We start from the raw sequence: 18,142 nt of genomic DNA, 5'->3' as shown, positions 1-18,142 counted from the left end.
GCTCACCGGCGCAGCGCGGCCCAGGTGTGCGGCCCGACTTGGCCGTCGACGTCCAGGTGGAACTGCTTCTGCGCCTGGATGACCGCGTGCTCGGTCAACGGCCCGAAGTTCCCGTCGATTCCGCCCGGCGTGATACCGGCACGCTGGAGGAGGCATTGGAGTTCGGCCACGTCCGGGCCGAACATGTCGACCACGATGTGCCGTGTGCTGGTCGTGCTGTTGCCCGCGTACCACAACGTGGCCCTCTGGCTGTAGTGGCAGCCGTACGTCACCGGCTTGTGCACGGCGGGGACCGGCGAGCAAGGCGCCGCGCCCTGGCTCGTGTCGACCACCAGCAGCGTGATCACCGCACCCAGGGCGGCGCCGCCGCCGAGCGTGACCAGCCTGCGCCATCCGGCGCCGGGCCGGCGTCGGGGCCGCGGGTCACCGTCCGCCGGGGCGGGCACTGGCGGCTCGGCGGGCCGGCCGGCGGCACCCTCGCCGGGACCGTTGGCCTCGTGTGCCCGACCGTCCCTGCCGTCCCCACCGTGCTCAGCCGAGTCGTCGGACCCAGCGGGGTCGGCCGGCTCCCCGGACGCGTCCGCCTCCCCGGCCGCGTCCGGCTGCGGCCCGGCGCTTACGGCGTCCACGGCGTCCACCTGTCGGGACTTCCAGGCGTCCGCCGCCATCTCCAGTAAGGCCAGCACGCGCGCCGGATCGCCGCCCGCGATCTGTGCCAGCGCCTCCACGGCACCGCGGGGCGGCAGCGACCGGCCCCCCAGGTAGCGCTCCCAGGAGGACGAGCTGTATCCGGTTTCCTGGGCGAGCTCCCGCAGCGTCCGCCCGCTGACGTCCTTGAGCTTCCGCAACTGAACGACAAAACGCACCACCGCCGGATCGAGTCCGGCGGGCAGCGCCCGCCACCGTGCCACTTCGCCCCCCAACCGTGCCGCTTTTCGAGGGCTTCCCCAGCCCTCCGGCAGAGATCATAAGGCGGCCCGGCGACAGTTCGCGGTGCATACCCGGCTCTGGGTCCCGGTCGGTGAACCCGCCGCCCCCGGACGGCTTTTCGGCACCCGGCGAGCACCCAGCCCGCGTCGGGACGGTCATGGTCACGCCGGACGGCACGAGGTGGGCGCGCGACGTCGAGCCGCACGCCCACCTCTGTGGTTCCGCTCCTCTTGTACCTCTCCGGCCGGACTACCGGGTGACGCCTCCTGAGCACCTGCGACGGCTGGGGCCCCGTTGATCACACGGTCTGCAGATCCCACACGTGGTCGTCGTACGGGACGCCGTCGTACCACGAGCCGTTCACATTGGTAGAGGAATTCGTGGTGCAGGGGTAGATGGTCAGGGGCGCCCGCGGGTATTCGTCGCCGTCGTCTTCCGCGAAGCCGCTGACGTCCAGGCACTCGTCGTCCTTGAACACCCCGGGCTGGTTGCCGGAGGACGCGTAGTTGATGAGCAGGACGTAGTGGTTGGTGCCGTCGAGGGAGTCGATGTACCACTCCTGGTTGTCGGCGGCCTGGTCGGCCTGGCACGTGATGAGGGACACCGCGCTGCCGGCGCCGTCGGCACCGGTGCCGGGCAGGTCGAGGCATCGCTGGCTCTTCACGTTGACGATCTCGTAGAGCTGGGTGCCGTGAGAGGTCTTGCGGGTGCTCAGGAAGCCCCATTCCTGGTTGTCGCTGGCGCCGTTGTTGAGGCAGGAGTCCTGCCACACGACGGTGCCGTTGGGCTGTGCACCGGTGCCGCCGAGGTCGACGCACTGCTTGGTCCAGAGGTTCTTGATGTAGAAGTTGCCCAAGCCCGTCGCGTGGGCGTTGGAGGTGACGGCGAGCGGCAGCAGCGCTGCGAAGGCGACGACCGCGAGTCGGCGGCCGAGCTTGCACGAGGTCATGTGAGGCTCCAGGCGGATGAGTCGGCGGGGTGGCCGGCCGATGTGACCCCGTGGGCCCCTCGGCGTGCTCGCCGGCTCCGGTGCCGGCTCCGGGGAACTGCGCGTCCACCGTGCCACCCGCCCCACGACCGCGTCGAGGGGCGCCGCAAGACTCCCCGCCCGGCCTGCTCGCAGGCGAGGTCTGCCGGACATTTGACGGCGACACGGTACGCAGCGGCCCCTGAGCTGCGGGTTCCCCCCGCCCGGTGAGGGACCGGCGGGCCGGGTAGTCGTCGTGGACCGGCAGCACATGGCACGGCCCGAGCCGGCACGCCCCTACAGCAGCTCTGCGAGTGCTGGCCGATGACGCGGAGCCGGCACTGCCTGCCGTACTGCGCTCGAGCCGATGCTGCCGCTGGGCCGGATCCAGGACGATCTGTTGACAAGGGTTGAATTCACCGGTGAGCCCGGGGGCGATGACTTCGCCACAACGGCGGCCGTAGTCCGCCCGCCTACCTCTACGTCAACAGGCCGCGGATCCTGAGCTGTCCGGATGGCCCAACCGATTCGTTGTCAGAACAGCCCGTGCCGATAATCGCGTCATGGCTGCGATCGTCGCCGTGGGCGCGTTCTTGATGACGCTGATCGGCGGGATCGTCGCGCAGCGGGTCGGCGACCGCCGCCATCTCGTCCTGGGGCTGGCCGCCGGCCTGATGCTCGGCGTGGTCGGCTTCGATCTGCTGCCCGAGGCGCTGAGCGCCCAGCCGCGTCGGATCTTCCATGTGCCGGCCGCACTGCTCCTGTTCGTCGGCGGCTTCCTCACCATCCATGTCGTGGAGCGGTCGGTGGCGATGCACCGTGCGCATGAGGGTGAGTACGCCCGTCACGAGCACCCTCACGCTGCCGGCCACGGCCACAGCCACGGCCACAGGCACGACACTCCGGGTCTCGGCGTGGCAGCGGCCGGCGCGCTCATCGCGCACAGCCTCTTCGACGGTTTCGCCATCGGAGCCGCTTTCCAGGCCGGCTCCGGAGTCGGCTCGGTCGTGGCCATCGCCATCATCGCGCACGACTTTGCGGACGGTTTCAACACCTACACGCTGACCCGGCTGTACGGGAACGAGCGGCGCAAGGCGATCGTCCTGGTGGCCGGCGACGCCGTCGCGCCTGTGGTCGGCGCAGCACTGACCTTGGCTTTCACCATCCCCGAAGGGGTGCTCGGCCTCTATCTCGGGTTCTTCGCCGGCTTCCTGCTCTACTTGGCGACCTCCGACATCCTGCCGGAGGCGCACAGTTCGCACCCGTCACGCGCCACGTTGCTGTTCACGGTGGCGGGGGCCGGGTTCATGTGGCTCGTGGTCGGCCTGACCGGGTGACCGCCGGGCCGGCGCGTGCCGGAATCAGATCTGGTTGAGTCCGCCGTCGACGTACAGTTCGCTGCCGGTGACGTAACTGCTCTCCTTGGAGGCGAGGAAGAGCGCCGCGGCAGCGATTTCGTCGGGGTGGCTCATGCGTCCGAGCGGAACCTGACTGGTCAGCAGCGCCTTCAGGTTTTCGGCCTCCTCCGCGTTCGGGGCCAGTCCGGTGATGCCGGCGGTGTCCGTCACGCCCGGCACCAGGGTGTTCACGCGGACATTGCGGCCTTTGAGCTCGTTGGCCCAGGTGCGGCCGAACGAACGCACGGCCGCCTTGGAAGCCGCGTAGACGCCGAATGCCTCGGCTCCGCTGCCGGCCGCCGTGGAACCCGTCAGGATCACCGAGGCACCCTCGGGGTTGAGCAGGGGCAGGGCCTTCTGGACGGTGAAGAGCATGCCTTTGACGTTGACGTCGAATGTGGCGTCGAAGTGCTCCTCGGTGATCTGCTCCAGGGGCGCGAACTCGCCGCCGCCGGCGTTCGCGAACAGCACGTCGATGGGCTTCCCCCGCTCGGCCACACTTGCGTAGAGGCGGTCGAGGTCGGCCGGATCGGCGACGTCTCCGCGGGTCCCGGTGGCGTGGGGTCCGATCTGGCCGACCGCGTCGTCCAGTGCTTCCTGACGGCGTCCCGTGATGAACACGTAGGCCCCTTCGGCGCTGAACCGCTTGGCCGCGGCCAGCCCGATCCCGCTGGTGCCGCCGGTGACGACGGCCGTCTGGTCTTTGAGCTGCTCCATGATTCCTGCTCCAGCCTGCAACGGACGATCGACCGCGGCGGCCGCCGGCGAGAGCGAAGGACGGAGCCGGGACCACCCTTGAGGAGCGTCGACCCCCGGTGGCCGGGCGCTCCCGGCGCCGGCGCAAGCACCTGCCACGACGCCGGGCTCCCTATCCAGGGTGCGTCCGCCCACAGGGGGCGGCAACCTCGCAGGCATGTGCGAGCCGACGCGACCGCCATACGCTCCGTCCCCACCGCCGGGTCTGCGCCCGCGGCCCCGGCGTGTTCCGGCGGCTGCTCGTATGCGGTGGCCTGTTCGGCGGACCCTCCCGGGCGGCGCACCGGCGTCGAATCGCGTAGCGACCCGCCTGGCAAGGAGCCAGGCGGATCAGTTGGGACCGTCGACAAGTGCCTCGACATCGGTCGTGATGATCGGGGATGCTTCGCGCGATGACCAGAATCGACGACACACCCCCGGCGTGGGACGAGCGCACCCAGCTGACCACTTTTCTCGACTACGCCCGTGACACGGCCCGCGCCAAGTGCGACGGCGTCAGCGCGGAGAACGCCCGCAAGGCGCTCCTGCCGGGATCACCGCTGATGACCATGAGCGGGCTGATCAACCACCTGCGCTGGGTCGAGTACTACTGGTTCCAGGTGGTCCTCCTCGGCGAGGAGGACCGGGCCCCCATGACGGATGAGGACCCCGACCGCGAGATGCGGATCGCCGTCGACGTCCCGCTCACGCAGTTGCTCGACGAGTACGCCGAACAGAGCGCCCGTTACCGCGAGTTCGTCGCCGGGAACGAGCTGGACATGCGGGCCGCGGGAACCATCCGCGACGGCCTCCGCGTCGACCTGCGCTGGATCCTGCTGCACCTCACCGAGGAGACAGCCCGCCACAACGGCCACCTGGACATTCTGCGCGAGATGCTCGACGGCACCACCGGCGGCTAGTACTCCACTGAGAGTTTTCCGTTTGCCCTGGTCACCGCTCTGCGGGGGTGCGAGCGTGCCGAACGCGGTGCACACCGTGCGGATCGGCGTTACCGCGTCGATCGACGGGGATGAGGCGCCGCCCCCGCCGTCCGGCGCGCGCCTCCCGGGGGAGGAGTCGGCTCAGAACGCGTGTTCTGCGCTGAACGACGTATGGCCCCGCCGGGGTCTCGGTGGCAGCGTTGCACCCCAGCAAGCGCCCCGCTGTACCCCCCCGTCGGCGGGGCGCTCGCGCGTCCGGTTCCGGTGGACCATGCGGTGAATGTGCGAAGCTCCGCCGCCATGGCTCTCGATGCCCTTGCCGGCCGGAGCGTGGGCACGCCGTCCTGCTCATATGCTCATAGGCGGCTAGAAGGGCGGGAGCCCGCTGCCCTTGACCGGAATGCGCTGGTGCTCACTGTCGATCACCGCATCCGGCTGCGGGAGGATGGCGGCCTCCCCGCGATCCGTGCGCACGGACGCGGAGTCGTTGGCGTGCAGTAGCCAGTTGAGGTCGACGTCTTGCTCCGGTGTGACTTCCCCGCCCCATTCCTCACCGAGCCGAGTGCACATCGTCACCATCAGTCGGGCGTGGACGGGGATCTCCTGGCCGCCGACGAGGACGACGGCAGGGCCGTCATACGGGGCTCGCGGTGTTGCGCTCATAAAACGATCGTGCGCCGCGGTCAGCGCACCCGCACCTTGACGGCCTGGCGCGGCCTACTCGCCGGCCGCGGCCCTGATGCTGGGAGGGACCTACGACAACGGTGCGCGGGCACAACGGCTTCTCCAGCCGTTGTGCCCGCGCCCACCCCGTCGCGGATCGCCGGTCCGGTCCCGCTCAGGCGGCCGTGCCGGCCCCGCCGCTCACCTCGTCGCGGGTGCGGTCCCGTCCGCCGGTGCCGAGGCTGACCGAGGCGGGCAGCGCGCGTTCGAGCACCGCGTAGGCCACGAACGCGACGACCAGGCCGGTCACCGCATCGGACAGCTGCGGCGCGTACCAGTGCGCGACGGCCGCGGCTCCGGCGCCGACCGCCCACGCGCCGAAGGCCGTGGGGCGGATCGCAGCGGGGGCGCGGCGGTCCATGGCGGCGCGCCCGCCGCGCGCGGCGAACTGGTCCGCGATGAGCACGCCGCCGAGCGGCGGCACGAAGACGCTCAGGATGACCAGCCAGTCCAGGAAGTGGTTCCACACACCGGCGAGCGCCGCGACGGTGCCGAGCAGGCCGAGCGCGATCGTCGTCGTCCGCATGCCGCGCCCGGTCAGGTGCGACCACCCCAGCGCTCCGTTGTACAGGCAGTGGCTGCAGACGGAACCGAGGTTGACGAAGACGAAGACCGCGGCCAGCACGTTCAGCACGGCTGTGTGCTGCCCGGTGAGGATCGGCAGGAAGTCGCCGCCGCCGGTGGCCGGCGCGGCCACCGCACCCGCCGCCACCACGAGGCCGCCGGTGACCTGCGCGACCACGCTGGCCACCGGGAAGGCACTGATCGTGGCGAGGACCGCCTGCCGCCCGTTCTTCGACCAGCGGGTGAAGTCGGCCGTCATCGTGCCCGAGTCCGCGAAGGTCGCCATCACCATCGAGACGGCCGCGCCGAAGGTGAGGGACGCGCCCCCGCCGACCCCCTTGTAGGAGGTGACGGCGCCCAGACCCTGGTGGCGGGCGACGATCACCAGGGCAACGCCGCCCGCGACGAGGAACAGCGGCGCGGCCACCGCACCCAGCCAGGACAGCGCCTTGATGCCCAGGTACGTCAAGGCGATGAAGCCCAGCCCGGCCAGCACCGCGACCAGCCGCTCGTGCCAGCCGAACGCCTGGTGCAGCGTCGCCCCGGTGGCGCCGGTGTTGAAGGCGAACCAGCCGACCACGACGGTGGCGAGGAACGCGGAGGCCACGATGTAGCCGACGCGCCCGAACGTGCGGGTGGCCTGCAGCGAGAAGCTCTCGCCGGTCGAGCCCGCGCGGTGGCTGAGGATGCCGACGTACAGCAGCATCACGAGGTTGGCCGCCGCGATGGCGGCCAGCCCCCGCCAGAAGCCGAGCAGCGCGACCACCACGCCGCCGGGCACCGCGTTGGTGAGGATCATCGGGAAGCCGAACCAGACGGCCGAGACGGTCCACAGCGACTTGCGGCTGCCGGCCGGGACGGGGCTGTGCTCGTACTCGGAGTCGAGTTCCCTGGCCGCGGAGACGTCCTGGTCCGCGGTGGTCTGGTGCGTGTTCATGTGAGGTCCGGGCCTTCGGTCGGGCGCTCGCGCGTCAGGTGAGGGCGTCGGCGAGCGCGCCGGCCGCGTGGGTGAATGCCTCGACGGGCGGGTGGGTGATGCCCGCGCCGATCATGCCGATGCCGGCCTCCTTGTGGGCGATGGCCGTGTTGATCACGGGCAGGATGCCGGTGTCGAGCACCTTGCGGACGTCGATGCCGGTCGGCAGCCCCTGGAAGTCGAGGGCGGGGATCGTGACGTTGGGGTTCTGCGTCGTGGTGATCTCCCCCATGTCGCGGGTGTAGCCCATGGCCTCCTGCACGGTGCCGCCGACCAGGGCCACGATCGCGGGAGCGGCGGACATCGCGAAGCCGCCGAAGCCGTACGTCTCGGTGATCGCGCTGTCGCCGATGTCGAGGCCGGAGTCCTCGGGCTTGTAGCCGGCGAACATCGGGCCGACGACCTTCTGCGCCGGGCCGGTGAACCAGCGGCCGGGGAGACCGCTGACCCGGATGCCGAACTCGACGCCGTTGCGCGCCATCGTGGTGACGATCGTGGAGTTCTCGATGCCGTGCGCCGCGTCGAGGGCCGCCTTCGCCATCGCCATCCACGTCGGTCCCGAGAAGTAGTCGGAGCCGGCGATGAAGTCGAAGACCTCCTTCTTCTGCGCGGTGGTGAACGACGTCTGCAGCAGGGACGGGCTGAGCGCCTGGGCCAGCAGAAGCGTGCCCGCGTTGTTGCGGTTGTGGCACTCGTCGCCCATGTGCACGGCCTGCGAGAGCATCAGGCGCAGGTCGATCGGTCCGCCGATCTCCAGCGCCTCCTTGAGCATCGGGCCCAGGACGTCGCGCATCCAGTTCAGGCGGTCGATGACGCTCTGATCGTTGGCGCCCATGCGCAGGATCTTCGCCATCTGCTCGGACAGGTTGGTGAAGGCGGTGTTGCCGTGCGTCTCGTTGCGCACCACGTGCATGTACATCGACGCGGAGGTGACGCCGGCCATCGAGCCGACGCAGTCGTGCTCGTGGCAGGGGGCGAAGGTGATCGCTCCGGAGGCGGCCAGGTCCGCGGCCTCGTCGAGGTCCTTGGCCAGGCCTTCGAAGACGAGGGCGCCGGTGACCGCGCCCCGCATCGCGCCTGCCATCCGCTCCCAGGTGATGGGCGGCCCGGAGTGCAGGATCGTGGTCGGGGTCATGCCGGGGACGACGTCGAGTGCCCGGCCGTAGCCGACGAGAACGGGCCGGGCGGTGGTGATCCGCTCGACCGCCTCGGCGTTGGCGGCCTCGATCCGGGCGGCCACCTCCGGCGCGTCCAGGGCGTCCAGCGCGCGGACGGCCTCGGCACTGCCGCCGCCGGGCGGCGTCCAGTCCAGGGTGGTGACCGCGGCGCCCTGCGCGGCGATGTCCCGGTCGAACATCGCCAGACCGACGTTGACGACACTGAGGTCGGCGGCGAAGAGCGAGGCGGCGGAGGGCGTTTCGGGCGTGCTCATGCCTGCGTGGCCTTTCGTGCGATCTCGCGGGCGAAGCTGCCCGTCTCGGTGCTGCTGCGGGTGACGGTCACGCCGGCGGCCCGCAGGGCCGCGGTCTGCGCGGCCAGCGACGGCGTGTCGAGGTCGGTGCCCAGGACGTAGCCGATGATCTCCAGGTGGCGGCCCGCCTCCTCGGCGATCCGCCGGGCCTCGGCTATCGCGGGCAGCGTGACGCCGACCGGATCCTCGTGGGCGCCGAAGCCGAGCACGAAGTCCATGACGACGGCGGCCACTTCGGGGTCCCTGGCCTCCTCGACGAGGCGTTCCAGGCGCAGCGCCGGGTCGATCATCGGGTGCGGGCGGCCGTTGGTGAAGTCGTCGTCGCCGAAGTCGAGGAAGGTGTGCCCGGTGCTGGGGGCCGAGGCGGTCAGCCGGTGGGCGGGGTCCTTCTGGATGTTGCTCCAGACCTCGGTCCCCGCATCGCGCACCGCGTACATCGTCTCGTCGCACAGGGTGCCGCCGCAGAACAGGCCGCGCACGTAGGCCTGCCCGGGGGCGAGCCGGGCGACGACGGCGTCGGCGGCGGCCACCGCGTCGAACTCCTCGACGTCCGGCTGCCCGACGCCGGCCAGCCGCACCGCCTGGCGGGCCGCGTCAAGACTGTCCGCGGCGAAGTGGCCGCCGGCGGCGGTGACCGCCTCCTGCGAACCGCCGATGAACCAGACCACGACGGGCTTGCCCGCCGCGGCGACCTCGGCGAGGACTCTGGCCTCCACCGAGGGGGCCGGCGGCTTGGAGACCAGGACGATCACGTCCGTGGCGGCGTCGGCGGCGAGGGCGCGGATGCCGTCGATCATCATGATGCCGCCGACCTCCTCGCTCAGGTCGCGGCCGCCGGTGCCGATGAGCTGCGAGACGCCGCCGCCCAGGCCGTGGACGCGGACGCTGACCTCCTGCGAACCGGTGCCGGACGCGGCGACGATGCCGACGGTGCCGGGGCGCACCTTGTTGCCGAAGCACAGGGCGACGTTGTTGACGATTGCCGTGCCGCAGTCCGGGCCCATCATGAACAGGCCCTTCTCGTGGGCGAGTTGCTTGAGGGCGATCTCGTCCTCGACGGACACGTTGTCGCTGAACAGCATCACGTGCAGGCCGCTGAGCAGCGCCTTGCGGGCCTCACGGGCCGCGTAGGCGCCGTTGACCGCGATGACCGCGAGGTTGGCGCCCCCGACGCCCCGGGCCGCGCCGGTCAGCGTGCGGTAGGTGACCGTACCGGCCGCGGCGGAGGCGGGAGCCTTGCGGTGCAGCAACTCCTCGACCTCGGCGAGCAGCTCGTCGGTGTCGGCCCCGTCGGCGGTGACCAGGACGATCATCAGGTCGCCGTTGCCGGCGTCCCGCAGCTCGTCGGTGAGCAGCCCCAGGTTCTCCAGGACGCTCTTGTTCATCTCGGTGCCCATGGCGGTGAATGCCTGTTCCACCCCGTCCAGGCCGTTGGCCTTGGTCGAGACGGACATCAGGGACACGGAGTCGAAGTACGTGTTCTTCCGTACCACTGCTGTGGTGCTCACAGCGGACCTCGCAGTTCTTCTTCCAGTCGGAGTCCGGCAGCAAGGCCGGACAGGGTGTCGCTGCCCGAGGTGTGGCCGATGGCCAGCAGCGCGCGGGCGGCGGCGTGCAGTTCCCCGGGCGCGGCGGTGTGCGCCACCAGCCGGAGGATGTCGAGGAGTTCGGCCCGGGCCCGGGCGTCGGCGGCTTCCAGCAGCGTCGCCAGGGACAGGTCCGTGGTGCGTTCCGGGCGGGCGGACGCCAGGTCGCGCACGACGGGGACGAGGGAGGCCTGCGCGCTGCCGGGCAGCGCGGCGACCAGGCAGAGGCCGGTCAGGAAGTCGTCGCCGGCCGGTGTGAGGCCAGGGCCCAGGCCCAGCAGCGCCAGCACGCCCTGCCGCATCAGGCCGGCGTCCCCCGCGCGGATCGCGTCGAGGAGCAGCGTCCGGCCGTGGTGCAGGGCGCGGACGATCGCGGCCTCCATCGGGCCCGCCCCCGGTGTCGCGCCGAGCATGCCGCCGCGCACACCGTGTTCGGCGTTGCACCGGTCCAGCAGGTCCGCGGCGGTGGCGCGGGCACCGGGGCGCAGGCCGGCGACGGAGGGGGCGGCCGCGGACCAGCCGCGCGCCCCCGCCGTGGTGAGCCGGACCGGGCGGCCCGGGACGGCGAGGGTGATGCTGCCGGGTGCGAACACCGCGGCCTGGCCGGCCAGCAGCCCGCGCCCGGCCCAGTCGGTGACGTCGGCGGCCAGGGTGCGGGGCGCGTGCCCGGCGCCGCGGGCGGCGAGCGCGATGAGGGTGCCGCGGGGCGTCAGCACGTTGACGACGCGGGTGAAGACGGAGTGCACCCGGCCCTCGCCGCGCCAGGCGTCCAGCCGGCGCAGCAGGCCGGCGTCGCCGGACTCGACGCGGAGCCCGATCGGCTCGCAGTGGCGCATCGCCGCACCCTCCTTCCCGGCTGCCGGTGCGCACGCGCGCGTGCGCACCCTGGACGGGCTCGGACCGAACCCTCGACTCCTATTGGTATACCATTTGCGTTCCGGTATGCGAACACAGGTAAGGCAAGGGACAGCACATGCGCATCGTCGTCGCCCTCGGAGGAAACGCACTCGCCCGGCGCGGGGAGCCGATGACGGCCGAGCACCTGCGCGCCAACGTGCGCGGCGCCTGCCAGGCACTGGCGGGCCTGGCCCGCGAACACGAGGTCGTCATCACCCACGGCAACGGCCCGCAGGTCGGCCTGCTGGCCCTGCAGAACCTGGCGTACCAGGACGTGGCCGCCTACCCGCTGGACATCCTCGGCGCCGAGACGCAGGGGATGATCGGGTACGTCATCCAGCAGGAGCTGTCCAACGCCCTGGTCGGCGAGCGCGAGGTGGCGGCCGTCGTCACCACCACGGAGGTCGACGAGTCCGACCCGGCCTTCGAGCGCCCCACCAAGCTGATCGGCCCGCAGTACTCGGCGCAGGACGCCGCCGAGGCGGCCGCCGAGTACCGCTGGACGATCGCCCGCGACGGCGGCGCGTTCCGGCGGGTGGTCCCGTCCCCGAGCCCGCTGCGCATCATGCAGGCGCCGCTGGTCAGCCGCCTGCTGGACGCCGGCACGCTCGTGGTCTGCGTGGGCGGCGGCGGTGTGCCGGTGCGCACCGACTCCAAGGGCCGGCAGATCGGCATGCAGGCCGTGGTCGACAAGGACCTGGCCAGTGCGGCGCTCGCCGCGGACCTCGGCGCCGACATGCTCATCATGCTCACCGACGGCGACTTCGTCAGCGAGAACTGGGGCACGCCCGAGCAGCGCGACATCCTCACCGCGTCCCCCGAGGGCCTGGCCCGTCTGGCCTTCGCCGAGGGGTCGATGCAGCCCAAGGTCGACGCCGCCGTGCGGGTCGCCGCGGCGGGTGGCCGCGCCCTGATCGGCCCGCTGGAGCGGCTGGACGACCTGCTGGCCCGGCGGGTCGGCACGGAGATCCGGGCCGAGGTGGCCGGCGGCGTGGAGTACGTCGGCGCCTGAGCGGCCGCCGTGCGCCGGTCGCCGTGCGCCGCGCGGGGAGCGCGGCCGTCTCTGAGCGACCGCCGGCCGCCGCAGGGGGGCGGCCGGCTCGCGGAGTCACGCGGCCGTGGGGCATCCGGTATACCAATCACGGGCCGGGGTCCGCCGGATGCCGCCGGAGCCCCGCCTGAGTCCTTCCCTGCCCCGGGGCGCGGAGGACCTACTCGGCGGCGGCCGCCCGGCTGCGTCGCGCCGCGAGCTTGTCACTGCTCGTCGCCAGGTGGCGCTCCGCCAGTTCGGCGACCCCGGCCACGTCACGCGCCTCGATCGCCCGGTACAGCGCCTCGTGCTCCTCGGCCATGGTGGCGAAGTCGTCGTGCTGGCCCAGCAGCCAGCGCATCCGGCTGCGCAGTGTGAGCTCGAGCTCGCTGAGCATCGCGTTGTCGGCGAGCTCGGTGACCGTTTCGTGGAAGTCCGCGGCGGCCCGCCGTGCGGCGGCGCCGTCCCCGCGGGCGGCAGCGGACAGCTCGGCGTCGAGGTCGGCGCGCAGCTTGGCCAGTCCGGCCCGGGTGCGGCGCTGCGCGGCCAGGCGGAACCCCAGGGTCTCCAGTGCGGACCTGATCTCGTGCAGGTCGGAGATGTCCGTGGTGCTGAACTCGCGGACCACGGCCCACGTCCGCGGGCGCGGCTGCACCAGGCCCTCGCCCACCAGCCCGCGCAGGGCGTCGCGGACGGGCAGCCGGCTCACGCCCAGCTCCGCGGCGATCTCGCGCTCCACGAGCCTGCTGCCGGGTGCCCGAGTGCCGTCGACGATCTCATCGCGCAGGACGCGCATGACCCGCTCGGACTCGGGAGTGAATTCCTCAGCGCCTGTCATTCCCTCATTTTCGCATCGGCGGACCCGGTCACCGCGCCCGGCCGCACGAGCCGACCACGCGCTCCGTGCCGGACACTCTCGCCAATCTGCATACCAAAGATGCTGTCCGGTCGTGGCGGTGGCGCATTAGGTGTCATGAATTGTCCCATACTTCACGCGTTTCGCCGGCTGGACTCCCTCATTGGTATCCCAAATGTTAGGGTCGCGGCATGTCTGATCAGGTACGTGTCATGAGCGCGAGGAGCCACTGCCCATGCTGATCCGAAACGTCCGTCCCTGGGGCGGGCCGTCCGCCGACGTCGACATCAAGGACGGCCGGATCGCCGCCGTGCTGCCGCACGACCCGGCCCGCGCCGACGACGGGACCTGTGTGCAGGGACGCGGCCGGCTGGTCATGCCCTCCTTCTCCGACGTCCACTGCCACCTGGACTCCAACCGGGTCGGCCTGCCGTTCCGCGGGCACACCGGGTCGCCCGGCGTGTGGGGCCTGACGATGAACGACCGCGCGCACTGGCGCGAGGACCCGCCGGTGGCCGAGCGCGCGACCAGCCTCCTGGGCCGGATGATCGCCCACGGCACGACGCGGGTGCGCAGCTACGCGCAGATCGACGCCGACAGCGGGCTGGAGCGCTTCGAGGGCGTGCTGGCCGCCAAGGAGGCGCACAAGGACCGGGCGGACGTCGAGATCATGGCGTTCCCCCAGGCCGGCCTGCTGCTGGAGAAGGGCGTCCCCGAGCTGATGGACCGGGCGCTGTCCTCAGGGGCCGCGGTCGTCGGCGGCATCGACCCGTGCACGCTGGACCGCGACCCGGTCCGCCACCTCGACATCGTCTTCGGCCTCGCCGAGCGCCACCAGGCGCCGGTCGACATCCACCTGCACGAGCCGGGACACCTCGGCGTGTACAGCACCGACCTGATCCTGGAGCGCGTCCGCGCGCTCGGCATGCAGGGCAAGGTCACGCTCTCCCACGCCTACGAGCTGGGGACCGTCGACGAGGCCACCACCCGCCGCCTCGTCGAGGAGTTCGCCGAACTCGACGTGTCGATGGCCACGATCGCACCGGCGCAGCAGGCGCACGCGCTGCCCCTGGCGGACCTGACGCGGGCCGGTGTGCGGGTCGGCCTGGGGCAGGACGGCCAGCGCGACCACTGGTCGCCCTACGGCAACGGCGACATGCTGGACCGCACCTGGCAGCTGGCGTTCACCAACCGGTACCGCCGGGACGAGCTCATCGAGCACTGCTGGGCGGTGGCCAGCCGCGGCGGCCACACCTTGCTCGACCCCTCCCTGCAGCGTCTGACCTCCACCGCCGACCGGCCCGGCCTGGACGTCGGCGACGCGGCCGACCTCGTCCTGGTGGGCGGCGACAGCGTGGCCGCCGCCGTGATGGACCGCGGCACCGACCGCACGGTCGTCCACGCTGGCCGGATCGTCGCCGCCGGACTCCAACTCGTGGGCTGAGCCCGGCCGTACGGGAGCAGCCCCCCGGGATACGCGGCCCGCCCGGCTCCTGGCAGGACTGCGACGTGTCCGGGTCCCGCAGCGCCGGGCGGTGGCTTCGGTCGTGACCTGTGAGCCGGTCAGCTCCGGGCGTTCAGCGGCTGATGTCGTCCAGTGCGGTCAGGTCCTCATGAGAGAGGGAGAGTCCCGCGCCGGCGATGTTCTCGCGCAGGTGCGCCGTCGATGACGTGCCGGGGATGAGCAGGATGTTCGGTGATCGCTGCAGCAGCCAGGCCAGCGCGACGGACATCGGTGTCGCCGCCAGTCGAGCGGCGACCGCCGAGAGCGCCGAGGACTGAAGCGGGGTGAAGCCCCCGAGGGGGAAGAAGGGCACGTACGCGACGGCGTCGGTGGCGAGTCGGTCGATGAGCTTGTCGTCGTGGCGGTGGGCGAGGTTGTACATGTTCTGCACGCACACGATCGGCGCGATGCTCCGTGCCTCGGTGACCTGCTCCTCGGTGACGTTGCTGACCCCGAGGTGGCGGATCAGGCCCTGCTGCTGAAGTTCGACGAGCGTCTCGAACGCCTCGGCGAGAGAGCCGGGCTGGGGACCTTCGGCATTGCCGAGTCGGAGGTTGACCAGGTCGAGTACGTCGAGCCGGAGGGAGGTGAGGTTGTCGTGGACCTGGCGGCGCAGATCTTCGGGCCGCCGGGCCGTGGGCCAGCCACCCTGTTCGTCACGGGTCGCGCCCACCTTGGTCACGATGCGCAGCGACTCGGGATAGGGGTGCAGCGCCTCGTGGATCAACTCGTTGGTGACGCGCGGCCCGTAGGCATCACTGGTGTCGATGTGGGTGACACCGGCGTCGACCGCTTCACGCAGAACGGCCAGGGCACCCTCGCGATCGGCGGGCGGCCCCATGACCCACGGTCCGGCCAGTTGCATGGCGCCGTAGCCGAAACGGGTGACGGTCACGTCACCCAGAGTCCAGGTGCCGCCGGGAAGGGAGACAGGGGGTGTGCTCATCTTGTTGCCTTTCGTCGTGCCCTTGGGGGTGGCGCCTGCTGCCTCCCTGTATCAGCATGGGAGAGAAACTTCCCATGGGGAAGTAGGCACCCAGGAGTGCGTAACCCACCCATCGGTGAGAGGTGTGATCAGTGACGACGATGAAAGCGGCCCAGAAGAGGGCGCAGGCCAAGGTGGAGTACAACGCGTTCCTTGCGGGGTGCCCCAGCCGGCAGTTGCTCGACCGCATCTCGGACAAGTGGGTCGTCCTGATCCTGTGTGCGCTGGGCGGCGACAACAGCCCCGGCCAGCCCGGTGCGGCACAAGCAGTCGCTCCGAAGGCGATGCGTTACTCCGAGATCTCTCGTCTTCTGGCCGGGGTCAGCCAGAAGATGCTGACCCAAACGCTTCGGTCGCTGGAGCACGATGGTCTGCTCACCCGTACCGTGACGCCGACCGTCCCTGTCACCGTCTCCTATGAGCTGACCGAGCTCGGCCTCTCGCTCCACCACATGACGCGCGGGCTCAGGAACTGGGCGCAGGCGCACATGGCCGAGGTCCTCGCGAACCGCGAGACATACGACTCGCGCACCTCCTGACGACTCACATCCAACCGTCCAACACCTCTGCATGGGGACGATCACGTGATACCCCGCGGCTGCGCACCCACCGCTGTCCACCTTTTCCGATCTTCTCCGATCTTCTCCGATGCGAAGGTCGGCAATCCGGTGGTGGGGGAGGCGGGCAGGAAGGGGAAGCACCGTGTCCGCGACTCCCGGTTCGGAGCCGCGGGACACGGTGGGGGCTGTGCCGGCGTGCGTGTGGCCAGCCGTCTGGGGTGTGGTTGTTCAGGAGCCGATGAGGGTCCAGTAGGCGTTGACTTCGGACCAGTTGGTCCAGCCGTTGCTGTTGCTCTGGGTGTAGCCCATGTGGCCGCCGCTTCCGAGTGCGAAGGCGGTGTTCTGGGTGGTGTCGGGGTCGTAGACGGGGGTGGGGTCGCCGGTGAAGTTGTTCCAGTAGGCGTTGGCTTCGTTCCAGTTGGACCAGCTGGCGCCGTCGTTGGTGGATTGGGTGTAGCCGATGCGTCCGTCGCCGCCGCGGGCGAGGAGTGAGATCGTTTTGGTGTGGGGGTTGTAGACCGGCCGGGGGTCGCCGGAGAAGTTGTTCCAGTAGGCGTTGACTTCGGCCCAGTTGGACCAGCTGGCGCCGTCGTTGGTGGATTGGGTGTAGCAGATGCGTCCGTCGCCGCCGCGGGCGAAGACGGTCATCCGGTTGGTGGTGGGGTTGAGGACGATGTGTGGGTCGCCGGAGAAGTTGTTCCAGTAGGCGTTGACTTCGGCCCAGTTGGACCAGCTGGCGCCGTCGTTGGTGGATTGGGTGTAGCCGATGCGGCCGTCGCCGCCGCGGGCGAAGACGGTCATCCGGTTGGTGGTGGGGTTGAAGATCACGTGGGGGTCGCCGGAGAAGTTGTTCCAGTAGGCGTTGACTTCCGCCCAGTTGGTCCAGCTGACGCCGCCGTTGGTGGATTGGGTGTAGCCGATGCGGCCGTCGCCGCCGCGGGCGAAGACGGTGACCCTCTTGGTGGTGGAGTTGTAGACGGCCGAGGCGTCGCCCTTGAAGTTCGTCCAGTACGGGTTGACCTGGGTCCAGTTCGACCAGCTGGCTGCGTTGTTGGTGCTCCTGCTGATGCCCATGGCGCCGTCGGCCGAGCCGCGGGCGAACAGCAGCGTCGCCTTGGCGTCCGGGTCGTAGACCGCGCTCGGCGTGCCCTGCAGCGTCCAGTAGCCGTTGGCCTCGGCCCAGTTGCTCCAGCTGGCCCCGCCGTTCAAGCTGTTGGTGAAGCCGAGATGACCCCCCGACCCCAGACCGAACAGGGACATCACCCGCGCGTTGGGGTTGTACACCGCCCAACTGCTGTCCGAAGCAGCGGCATTGGCCGGAGGTGTCGGGGCGGGGACGCCGAGCGGACTGACGTAGCCCAGGAAGCTGTACGAGGAGCCCTCGAGCTGCGTTTCGATGGAAGCTGCCGTGCCGGTGACCTCGGTGACCTTGTGACCCTGGTTGCCGCCGATCTCGGTGATGGTCCCGTTGGAGTTGACGCTCTCCACCAGGCCGACGTGCGCTCCGCCGCTGGCCTTGGTCGGGAATCCCGGACCACCGAAGATCATGGCGTCGCCGGGCTGGGGCGTGTAGCCGGACGGGTCGTGCCAGGTGCCGTTGGCGTCACCGTAGTTGACGAACGTGGTGACCGTGGCACCGAGCGTGGTGACGTCCACGCCGCCCTGCTGCCACGCCCACTTCGAGAACTCGGCGCACCACTCCACGCTGCAGTCCACGATGCCGCAGCCATCGGAACCGAGTTGGCTGCGGGCCGCGGAGACGATCTTGCTGGTGTCGGTTGCCGCGGCTGCCTGCTGGGCGGTGACCGCGCTCAGGGTGAGGCCGGACAGCGCGAGACAGGCCGCCGCGGCGATGGAGCGTAAACGTCGACTGGATGGCATTGCGGGTACTCTCCTTGGACGGAGCCGATGGGGTCGGGGTGCCCGATCCGGTGTGCCGGTGCCGAGTGGACGCGCACGCGGCCTGGACGTAGATCGGGGCAGGGCCTGCGCCGTTTGCCGTGCACCGGGACACGACCAC

At 71.1% G+C, this 18,142-nt stretch carries 16 protein-coding genes; 5 read left to right on the top strand and 11 right to left on the bottom strand.

Annotated elements, in window-relative coordinates; all coding sequences use genetic code 11:
- Nucleotides 1-2: 2 nt before the first annotated feature.
- Complete coding sequence (locus BMW99_RS22395) at nt 3-848, bottom strand: peptidoglycan-binding protein (protein WP_245791584.1); 846 nt, start codon at nt 846-848, stop codon at nt 3-5.
- A gap of 380 nt (nt 849-1,228) precedes the next feature.
- A complete protein-coding gene (locus BMW99_RS22390) occupies nt 1,229-1,879 on the bottom strand; it encodes an RICIN domain-containing protein (protein WP_069464546.1) in 651 nt (216 codons plus the stop codon).
- Nucleotides 1,880-2,460: 581 nt separating this feature from the next.
- Between BMW99_RS22390 and BMW99_RS22385 the strand changes: the two genes are divergently transcribed.
- Entirely contained in the window at nt 2,461-3,234 is a 774-nt protein-coding gene (locus tag BMW99_RS22385; protein WP_069464547.1) for a ZIP family metal transporter, read from the top strand.
- 24 nt (nt 3,235-3,258) lie between these two features.
- Here BMW99_RS22385 and BMW99_RS22380 read toward each other — a convergent pair whose 3' ends face one another.
- Nucleotides 3,259-4,011 carry an SDR family NAD(P)-dependent oxidoreductase gene (locus BMW99_RS22380; protein ID WP_069464548.1) on the bottom strand — a complete coding sequence of 251 codons (753 nt, stop codon included), beginning with the start codon at nt 4,009-4,011 and terminating at the stop codon, nt 3,259-3,261.
- A gap of 431 nt (nt 4,012-4,442) precedes the next feature.
- Between BMW99_RS22380 and BMW99_RS22375 the strand changes: the two genes are divergently transcribed.
- On the top strand, nt 4,443-4,949 hold the full coding sequence (locus tag BMW99_RS22375) for a DinB family protein (protein ID WP_069464549.1): 507 nt from the start codon (nt 4,443-4,445) through the stop codon (nt 4,947-4,949).
- 387 nt (nt 4,950-5,336) lie between these two features.
- Here the strand turns inward: BMW99_RS22375 and BMW99_RS22370 are convergent, their stop codons facing one another.
- From BMW99_RS22370 to BMW99_RS22350, 5 genes are all read right to left on the bottom strand, one after another.
- Nucleotides 5,337-5,633, bottom strand: a complete 297-nt coding sequence (locus BMW99_RS22370) for a DUF4873 domain-containing protein (protein ID WP_069464550.1) — start codon at nt 5,631-5,633, stop codon at nt 5,337-5,339.
- 175 nt (nt 5,634-5,808) lie between these two features.
- Nucleotides 5,809-7,194 (bottom strand): cytosine permease, encoded by a 1,386-nt coding sequence (locus BMW99_RS22365; protein WP_079138579.1) that lies wholly within the window; start codon nt 7,192-7,194, stop codon nt 5,809-5,811.
- Between the two features lie 34 nt (nt 7,195-7,228).
- Nucleotides 7,229-8,665 carry a YlbE family protein gene (locus BMW99_RS22360; RefSeq protein WP_069464551.1) on the bottom strand — a complete coding sequence of 479 codons (1,437 nt, stop codon included), beginning with the start codon at nt 8,663-8,665 and terminating at the stop codon, nt 7,229-7,231.
- Nucleotides 8,662-10,212, bottom strand: a complete 1,551-nt coding sequence (gene fdrA, locus BMW99_RS22355) for an acyl-CoA synthetase FdrA (RefSeq protein WP_069464552.1) — start codon at nt 10,210-10,212, stop codon at nt 8,662-8,664. The genes BMW99_RS22360 and fdrA overlap by 4 nt, the downstream gene beginning before the upstream one ends.
- Nucleotides 10,209-11,126: an oxamate carbamoyltransferase subunit AllH family protein gene (locus tag BMW99_RS22350; protein ID WP_075017414.1), complete on the bottom strand. Its 918-nt coding sequence runs from the start codon at nt 11,124-11,126 to the stop codon at nt 10,209-10,211. Before BMW99_RS22350 ends, fdrA begins: the two co-directional genes overlap by 4 nt.
- Before the next feature lie 137 nt (nt 11,127-11,263).
- Between BMW99_RS22350 and BMW99_RS22345 the strand changes: the two genes are divergently transcribed.
- Complete coding sequence (locus tag BMW99_RS22345) at nt 11,264-12,199, top strand: carbamate kinase (protein ID WP_075017413.1); 936 nt, start codon at nt 11,264-11,266, stop codon at nt 12,197-12,199.
- Between the two features lie 199 nt (nt 12,200-12,398).
- On the opposite strand, the gene BMW99_RS22340 is transcribed toward BMW99_RS22345, so the two are convergent.
- Entirely contained in the window at nt 12,399-13,055 is a 657-nt protein-coding gene (locus BMW99_RS22340) for a GntR family transcriptional regulator (protein WP_075017412.1), read from the bottom strand.
- Between the two features lie 253 nt (nt 13,056-13,308).
- On the opposite strand from BMW99_RS22340, the gene BMW99_RS22335 reads away from it, so the two are divergent.
- Nucleotides 13,309-14,517, top strand: coding sequence for an amidohydrolase family protein (locus BMW99_RS22335; protein WP_069467435.1), 1,209 nt, complete (start codon nt 13,309-13,311; stop codon nt 14,515-14,517).
- A gap of 133 nt (nt 14,518-14,650) precedes the next feature.
- Here the strand turns inward: BMW99_RS22335 and BMW99_RS22330 are convergent, their stop codons facing one another.
- Nucleotides 14,651-15,523: an aldo/keto reductase family oxidoreductase gene (locus BMW99_RS22330; protein WP_069467436.1), complete on the bottom strand. Its 873-nt coding sequence runs from the start codon at nt 15,521-15,523 to the stop codon at nt 14,651-14,653.
- Nucleotides 15,524-15,663: 140 nt separating this feature from the next.
- Between BMW99_RS22330 and BMW99_RS22325 the strand changes: the two genes are divergently transcribed.
- Nucleotides 15,664-16,101 carry a winged helix-turn-helix transcriptional regulator gene (locus tag BMW99_RS22325; RefSeq protein ID WP_407640312.1) on the top strand — a complete coding sequence of 146 codons (438 nt, stop codon included), beginning with the start codon at nt 15,664-15,666 and terminating at the stop codon, nt 16,099-16,101.
- Nucleotides 16,102-16,350: 249 nt separating this feature from the next.
- On the opposite strand, the gene BMW99_RS22320 is transcribed toward BMW99_RS22325, so the two are convergent.
- The gene (locus BMW99_RS22320; protein ID WP_075017411.1) at nt 16,351-18,003 is read right to left on the bottom strand and encodes a CHAP domain-containing protein; all 1,653 of its coding nucleotides are present in this window, start codon (nt 18,001-18,003) and stop codon (nt 16,351-16,353) included.
- Between the last annotated feature and the right edge of the window lie 139 nt (nt 18,004-18,142).

Source organism: Actinacidiphila rubida (assembly GCF_900110255.1).
Classification (GTDB): Bacteria; Actinomycetota; Actinomycetes; order Streptomycetales; family Streptomycetaceae; genus Actinacidiphila; species Actinacidiphila rubida.
The sequence above is the reverse complement of the archived record's forward strand: the minus strand, read 5'-3'. Positions and strand labels throughout refer to the sequence as shown.